8 protein-coding genes are annotated in these 7,656 nt (G+C 43.5%); all 8 read right to left on the bottom strand.

Going from position 1 to position 7,656, the window contains the following annotated elements:
- Nucleotides 1–367: 367 nt before the first annotated feature.
- Entirely contained in the window at nucleotides 368–610 is a 243-nt protein-coding gene (locus tag A3761_RS15090) for a hypothetical protein (protein WP_156490373.1), read from the bottom strand.
- 46 nt (nucleotides 611–656) lie between these two features.
- Nucleotides 657–1,304, bottom strand: a complete 648-nt coding sequence (locus tag A3761_RS15085; RefSeq protein WP_068507266.1) for a hypothetical protein — start codon at nucleotides 1,302–1,304, stop codon at nucleotides 657–659.
- Between the two features lie 871 nt (nucleotides 1,305–2,175).
- The gene (locus tag A3761_RS15080; RefSeq protein WP_068510782.1) at nucleotides 2,176–2,529 is read right to left on the bottom strand and encodes a DUF6488 family protein; all 354 of its coding nucleotides are present in this window, start codon (nucleotides 2,527–2,529) and stop codon (nucleotides 2,176–2,178) included.
- 302 nt (nucleotides 2,530–2,831) lie between these two features.
- Nucleotides 2,832–3,413, bottom strand: a complete 582-nt coding sequence (locus tag A3761_RS15075) for a hypothetical protein (protein ID WP_068552681.1) — start codon at nucleotides 3,411–3,413, stop codon at nucleotides 2,832–2,834.
- Between the two features lie 300 nt (nucleotides 3,414–3,713).
- The gene (locus A3761_RS15070) at nucleotides 3,714–4,106 is read right to left on the bottom strand and encodes a TetR family transcriptional regulator (RefSeq protein ID WP_156490151.1); all 393 of its coding nucleotides are present in this window, start codon (nucleotides 4,104–4,106) and stop codon (nucleotides 3,714–3,716) included.
- 2 nt (nucleotides 4,107–4,108) lie between these two features.
- On the bottom strand, nucleotides 4,109–5,596 hold the full coding sequence (locus A3761_RS15065) for a tyrosine-type recombinase/integrase (protein WP_068552683.1): 1,488 nt from the start codon (nucleotides 5,594–5,596) through the stop codon (nucleotides 4,109–4,111).
- A gap of 152 nt (nucleotides 5,597–5,748) precedes the next feature.
- The gene (locus A3761_RS15060; protein WP_068552685.1) at nucleotides 5,749–5,997 is read right to left on the bottom strand and encodes a hypothetical protein; all 249 of its coding nucleotides are present in this window, start codon (nucleotides 5,995–5,997) and stop codon (nucleotides 5,749–5,751) included.
- On the bottom strand, nucleotides 5,994–7,589 hold the full coding sequence (locus A3761_RS15055; protein WP_068552687.1) for a hypothetical protein: 1,596 nt from the start codon (nucleotides 7,587–7,589) through the stop codon (nucleotides 5,994–5,996). Before A3761_RS15055 ends, A3761_RS15060 begins: the two co-directional genes overlap by 4 nt.
- Nucleotides 7,590–7,656 lie beyond the last annotated feature (67 nt).

Here is a 7,656-nt window from a genome sequence, read left to right as displayed (position 1 = left end):
TTCACTAGGGAAACCCAACTTCTCAGTCAATGTTGANGGCTTAGCTACAGCTTCTGTTGAATCCGTTCTAGAGGCCGTCGAAGAAGAATAATTAAGGTTGATCGAACAGGTCTAATTGTTTTTCTGAACTGTTTTTTCTTCGTAAGGTAAAGCCAAGTTGGGAATGTACTTCTGATAACCAGGCTCGATAAGCCTGTCCACACCTAGCTTCAAATGGGTAAGCCTGGTTTAGTTTTTTCCGTATCAGCTTCACATCATTTTTCCCCGTTTCGAGGATAACTGCATGAATAATTGGTCCCGCGAGCTCTCTATAATGATCTAATTTCGACGCAGAAGACACGGGTTCCAGACAGCTGACCAGGTTAAATTAATGCACAGTGAAAGTTTGAGTGACTGCCCTTGCCTGATCGGAAAGCGTTTTATTGAGATTCTTAACTAAAAGGTTAAAGGTAACCAGAGTAAAACCATCTTGCGCATATTCGAAAACAGCGTCTATATCCAGGATGAACCCTTTATCAATGTTGGTTTGAACTAGGTCCAGCATGAGTTCTACAGCATCGGTTAAACCATCTATGTCTTCACAGAAAGGAATCTCTATAGGTCTTTTCAAAAAAACTGCCTTCATTTTTTTTCTATTATGCATCAGGGATGTTTGGCTAGTATAACTCAATTGCAACAGATGCCTCTGCACAATTGTCAGGCTCAGATATCAAGCAGGTCTCTATTATAACATTGGCATCTTTTGGAATAATATCCAGAAAATCCGTTGCATCGACAACATGATTTTGGATACCTTCAGGCTTATTTAAAGGAATACTTGTTGTAGAAAATTGGTTCAAATTATCCTTTGCATATACACTTTCAAATGAAGCGAATTCACTACACCCATAATCTGCTCCCAATGCCATTGGGAAAGAACACTGGATAGTGAACAACTCCAGATCATTATCAATCTCAATAATATCATTATCACTCAGATAGACCTTTGCTTGGTAAAGCTCTCTTTGATTAACACCTAACGTAGTGTCATCCGAATATTTAACCGTTGTCATCCAAGTTATGCTTAACTTTTCTTCAGGGTTAAAGTGATTTTCTGTACTTCTATCATTTGAAAGCAGATTAAAAACCTTTGGGTCTAGAGGTGCCTCTCTAAACTCGATTACTAACTCAGGCCCTACTCCACCACCTTGACCGCCATTAGTTCCAGGGGCAGCTCCACCGCCACCACTTCCACCTCCATTACAGCCAATTAGAGTTCCAGTAACTAAGCACGTTGATATAACTTTTATAGCCGTATTTTGCATTCCTTTATCCCCTGAATAGTGAAAATAGATTATATTTCAGCATCAAAAGGGATTTACGAATCAGAGGGTCTTTGTTAGGTGACCTTTATAGACTTGATCAAAGCTAGGAAATGTTCTTTCGCACTTTATGCAATCACGAGAGAACAGTAAGGACATGCCTCCCCGCCTTTTAAATCCCTTTCTTGTACCTGCGAATAACAACCTTCACATTCGATCGTTTCTTCGCTAGTGCCCAATGCCACTTGAGTTTCTGGGAGAAACCCTTCCTTTTGAGCTTCTATAAGAATATCAGACATTTTATTCCCTTGGTATCTTTAAAACTCTGATCTTATTAGATAATAATTTTGACGACCCCAAATAAAGGATCATTAGCACCTAACCTTAACGCAAAAAAAAGCCCCATATTTCAGGGGCCAAACTCAACACTACTCAACCGGGCTGCTTAAAGGTGCAACTTTTCATAGTAGATACTCGATTAAAAATTGAAATTCAGTTTATAAGGCTCTGTGATACTGTCCTTACTCTACCATTCAGACATAGCGCTGAGGCATAAAGTCACATTTAACCACATATTTTTCTCAAAGCTCTATAGACACTATATCCGCTAGATCATTCTAAACGGCCCTACCCTAAATCAAAGCTATTATGACAAGCCAGATAGGTATTCCCCCCCCACTCTTAGCCCACTCTGGATCAATAAAACCTCTAGGTATCGCACACTCAAGCAGGTTATTTAAAGCTCTTCACGAGACTTATTCAGATTTGAACAATTAAGATTCTTGGAAGCAAGGTCGTTTTTCAAGAGAAGATGGCCTCAAACTGGACATAAGCAAAATATAGGAAGGGAGGTGCGAACACCTCCCGTTAGGCCTTACTGCCCCGTAAAGTTAGAAGCCAAGTACTTTCCGTTGATCGTAAAGAAAACGTAAAGCGTTTGCTTTTTAGGGTCTTCGATGGACTCATTCTCAAATGTAACGACCCATTCTGGGCCATGTCCGAATGATTTTTCCTCGACTGATTTAGAAGTTACGCTAGACCAAGATGCGTCAATTTTGCCCTTCTTGGCCAACTTCCAGACATGCTTTGTTGCTTTATTGATAGCTTGCTCACTAGTGATAGGTTTATGTTGATGCCCGTGGGAATGACCACTTCCTGGTCCTGCCAATGCAGTTTGCCCGAATAGAAACATAACTAAGATCAATGGAGCGCTAATTAAGTATTTCATAAATTAAGCAACCTTTGTAAGGCTTACATTTCGTAAGCTATTGATATATATAAAGTTCAATTCTGTAAGGAATTTGCCGTTTTTTTCACTCATTATTTGCACCTATAGAATCTGTATTTTTCTACCTTAGCATCAACGCAGCACGCTATAAATCCATAAATCACCATTCTTGCCTTCTACTTCTGATAATTGCCTTTGTGAGAGAAGCGGACTTTGATCTATGGCGACTTAGTGCCAAAGGCAGACCTACGAGCTTGTTTCACGTTTGGCCCGATTGCCATAAACAATGTGGCGCAGATTCATTATTTATTACGTAGTTGCTGATATTTTATACTAGATTCATAACTATTTAGTATGTCTTTTGATACTTCATGTTCGGCGTCGAAATAGTCACAGATGACTCTAACTTTTTTTAATAGCCCTCTCTGTGTGAAAGCCGAAGCACCGATCCATACTTCACCCTTGCTACCAATTAATACAGCGTGGTACGTAAGTAGCCTTTCACTCCCTCCATCAATTCTCCTCACTATGCCCTGTGCGCGTTGAAGCTTTAATTTCACATTTCTTCCTAGTGAATACTTAGAGACTAATCCTTTATGTCTAAAAACTTCAACAATTCCATTGCTCTTATTGAAAAGGAATATTAGTCCTGCTGACCTTCTGTAGCTATGAAGTGATAGAAAAAAAGCTACAACCATAAGTAGTAGAACAACTATCAAGGAAAATTCTATATTATCGCCAACTAGCTGATTTTGCTCTATTAAAACAAATGTGAGTAAATACAAGACAAAAAAAACAGGTATTGCAACAACTCCAAATAGTGCTCTGCCAGTGTCTATTCCTTTGACCGCAAGCTTACCACCTACTTTCTTAGTTCGAATCATCTGTGATCCTAATGATTAGTTTTGACTATATTTATTTAAGGGAGGAGTGTAATTAAATACGCAATTAACTCAATCATCAATCATGGCTTTTTGCTTTGTATTAGAAATGCAGTCTAAGCCAAGTATTAAAGCTAGAAGGAAAGATGTGTTGAGATAAGAGTCCCTTTCAGGTGCTGAATTTGGCTGTTTTATCCTAATCATAACTAACCTGTCGAGCGACAGCTTTGCGGACACTTCTGCCGCTCAAGAATGTCTGCTCTTCACCAGTTTCAGACCATAAACTGCATTCTTTGGTGACAACTATTTACTCCTAAAACCATCGATTCTTACCACGTTTTTCGCCCCAAGCTCAGCCTTGAGCTTCGCGTTCTCAGTTGATAATGCCGCATTAACCGACACTAGCTTTTTAATCTGCAATTCAAGCTCTTCAACCTCCGACCTCAACTCACGACTCTTACCCTTTTCTAGTTTTAGCGCCTGAGTTTTCTCGTCTCTTTGAGCCTTCAAAGCTTTGCCAGTGACTTGTCGTATTTCGTCAGCAATGCCGGGGTATCTGTTGTGGATCGTTGCCTCAGACACTTTGGCTTCCTCTGCGACAGATGCAATACTGATTTTTCGTTTTGGATCAACCACTCTAGGTCTATTACGCTTCATTCGCGACAGGGCAAGCTGCAACGCCTTTTCGGTACTCATTGTCATGACGACACCCTCTTAACTTCTTCAAACATGCCAAACTCTTTCAGAACGCGCTCACAGCGATCAATATCGCGTTCAAGGCGTTGCTTACCCGCTTCGCCTATATCCTCTACGTCTTTCAATTCTAACTGCTGGATATAAATTCGTTTGTAGTAATCGCCGTGCCGCTCTTTTTCAATAATGGAATCCGCACAGTCAACACATCGCGTACCCTCAATGACGGATCGACCGCCACAGGCTGAGTTATCTGATGTGCACCACGAATGACCCGTTGAACGAAGATGCACGCTATCAGAGATTTTTTCTGCCATCTCAGCGCGACTCTCGAAGGTCTTAACTGCTTCACTCTTGGAGCGATAGGAGATTAGTTTATTAGCGAGCCCCCCCGTGATAATCGTGCCCTCATCCAAAAACTCTTCAACACGCGCCACCTTATAATTTTTAATCTCAATGGCGATCTCGTCGTAAAGCTCCACTTCTTGCGCTTCATTTCCCGCGTAGAGCAATGTCATGTCCATCGACCAATGCTTGAAGTGCTGCTTCAAATAACGCAAGTCGCCATACGCTGACTGTGCACAGTAAACTGCAAACGTGCGCCGAAAGCGGTGACTAGCCATGCCGTTAATGCCCAATGCAGTGCAGAACGATTTCAACCTACGATCAAAAGCATCACTAGTAAGCGCATTAATCGCATTCTTATTCGCCGTGCTTGTGGTCAAAAACAGATGGTGCTTGAAGTGCGCGATTTTAAGAGCTTTAGGATGCTCAGGATCGTTTTCAAGTAAGCTCTGCTGTTCTTGCCAAAGCCTTTCTCGTAAAGTACGTACATACGCCTTCTGCGCTTCAATTGCATCTATGACGATCTTAGGTACCAACCATTCGGTATAACCCTCATGCGTCTTACTGCTGTGCGATTTCAGCCAATACGACGTATCCTCCTCATTGTCCTCAATGCGATAAGCATCCCGATCAGGATTACGGTCATTCCACTCTATCGCGCAGAGTTCATGATTCCGTATACCACTAAACGTTAGGATAATAATGGCAGCAGCGATTGGAATATCATTATAGCGGCGATTGAATTCGCTTAAGCTGGCAAACCCATTGGGAGTAAGAACCGATGTTTGAAGTTTTTTGTTTACGAACGATACCGAAACACCCGTTGCATGCAGTTCAGCGCGCTTCGCCTCTAGCGATTGTTTCACCGCAACTAACTCATGCGCTTGCTCGATCAACTCCTGACAGGCGGGGACCAAGACCTTAAGCTGATCTTCTGGAATAATTTCCGTTTTCGCCTTGGGTACGCTGGTTTGACCTGTCATCCCCGCGAGGTGCAAGGCAGAGCTTTCTTCCCAAGGATGCGGAAATGCCCACTGAGTCTCGCGCAGATGCCTTTGTAGCGTCTCAACACCAAGGAATCTAGCAAACAAAGTGCCCGGGGACAGTGGTTTGTTTCGCGCCGATAGCGTTTCCTTCGTTTGTTGCACGTAGGTCGCACAAACGAGTGGGGTTATATCCTTTATGCACTTGATGTTCAGCGAGTCGAGATACCTTAAAAATTGCCTTATCGCTTTGAAAAACTCAACCAATGTGCCTCCGCCTGGATTGTTTTGCAGATCGTAGTGCTTGATCGCAAATTTCACCGCAGGAAAAAAGCGCTCGGGCAGCGACCCAAAGCGTAGCTTTTTTTGCTGTCCTTTGTGCTGCTTGTAAAGCGTGCATCTTCATATCGCCAAGTCATATCCTTATACTCGCTGATCACTTGATGACGCCCGTCAGTTAGACGGTAAGAAGAGATAGGCAATGTCAGTCGCTCTGACTCGCTCAACGCATGCAGTTTAATCGTATTGCCATGCGCCACTGCGCTCGCCATCAAAGTCTGACTCATGCGACCCCCTCAAGCTGTTGGCGATGCTTCCAGGCGGGATGAGGATTGGCTTCGGCTTCAGCGCGAACGGTCTGCACATACTCAGGATCAAACTGCGTCGCAATCTCGTTGTCGATAATACGAATGATATGCGCAAAGTACTTCTTCCAGCGTTTCGCGCCAATTTGCTCTCGCTCGTACACCAAGAGCCAATAAAACGAGAAAAGGCGGTATATATCCTCTTTCGTGACAACCATGTTGCGACATCGCACACAGGCCAAAAAGTCGGTGCAATAGATTTTATTGCCTTCTCTGTCGGTTTTCTGGCCTGAGTCCGCACACTTTGCCACTGAGGTATTCTGCTCAATGCCTCGAACGTTATCGGTCAGCTCTTTGACACGACTACGTCCCATGAAGTTAAAGTTTTTCTCTGCCTCTTTCGGTGCTTCCAAATAGTGTGAATCAGAGACTTTGACCGAATGCCCCGCGAGGGCGGCGGTGACGAAAGGATCACCACCCGACAGCTCAAAAATGCGATTCTCAAAGGTCTTGCGAAAGCGTGAAACATTGACCTTGAGCGGCTTGCCGTTGTCGTCCAGCAATTGCCGATCCGCGACCCACTTGGAAATGTTCTGTGCAAGTAAAGTAGAGCTCAACGCTGTCCCTTGATCTGCGTTTGCATTACTAGTCGCTCGATAAACCAACACCAAGTCCGAGTTCATCTCCTGACGTACTGATGCATTGCATTGAATAATGTGTTGGATCATCACAGCAACATCGGCTAGCACCGTTTGCACATTTTCGACTCTTTTTTGATGGCGTAAAACTTGAACCTTGGTGGCATTACCTCGACGCTTATACAGCACCAACAGCTTTCGATTTTCCTTCAAGGGGTGCTCTTGAATCGAATCGGTCGTCATTTCCAACAAAGGCGTCGTATTCATCCCTGACCGCAACGCAATCGCACACATCAAAATCGTTAATTCATAGCCGGTTAACGGCGCTTTCTTTTCTAAAATGGCATTCACATCGTCACTCAAGGCGTATGCAAGTCGTCGTCGCTCTGCTCTGGAAAAGGCTAACTGTCCTTTCACTTTTCGATTGGAATTTGGAAAGGGGTTTTGAGGAAAATCCACCCCATTGATCCAATCCATGCCCTGCATCTTGACTAACACTGACTTGGTGTGGGTGTAAAAACCTTTGGCTGAAGTGCCGTTCGGATACGCTGTTTTTACATGGCTGATATAGTTTTGAATCAGCTCACTGGTGATATCCGTTAACACAAGGTCACGGCCTTCGGCGGCCTGATAGAGTTTAAGATAGTCAGCAAGGTATTTGATGCCGCCATAGCAGTAATTACTTATTGTGCTGTGCGCGACCGTTCGCTCCTCGATCATGATCTGAATGGTTTGCTGCAAGGCGCTGACAATAGCGTCAAATCCGCATTCGTAGAGGATGGAGAAATCAAACCCATTAGTGGAATTCGCATTTTTACCCCAATAAACCTGCTGATCTTCTGGAACGCCAAGCTTCAGGACGGGCTTTTTAGTGGCGATTGAAGGCGTGTCCTGACTTTTAATTTTTGCGTCATTAAAACGTTTTTTAGTTCCCATTACGCCACCTCCAAACCGGAGCATATCTGATCGACATCATCGTCATAGGAGGTCATCACATCTCCTT

The sequence above is a fragment of the Oleiphilus sp. HI0123 genome (genome assembly GCF_001635315.1).
The sequence above is the reverse complement of the archived record's forward strand: the minus strand, read 5'-3'. Positions and strand labels throughout refer to the sequence as shown.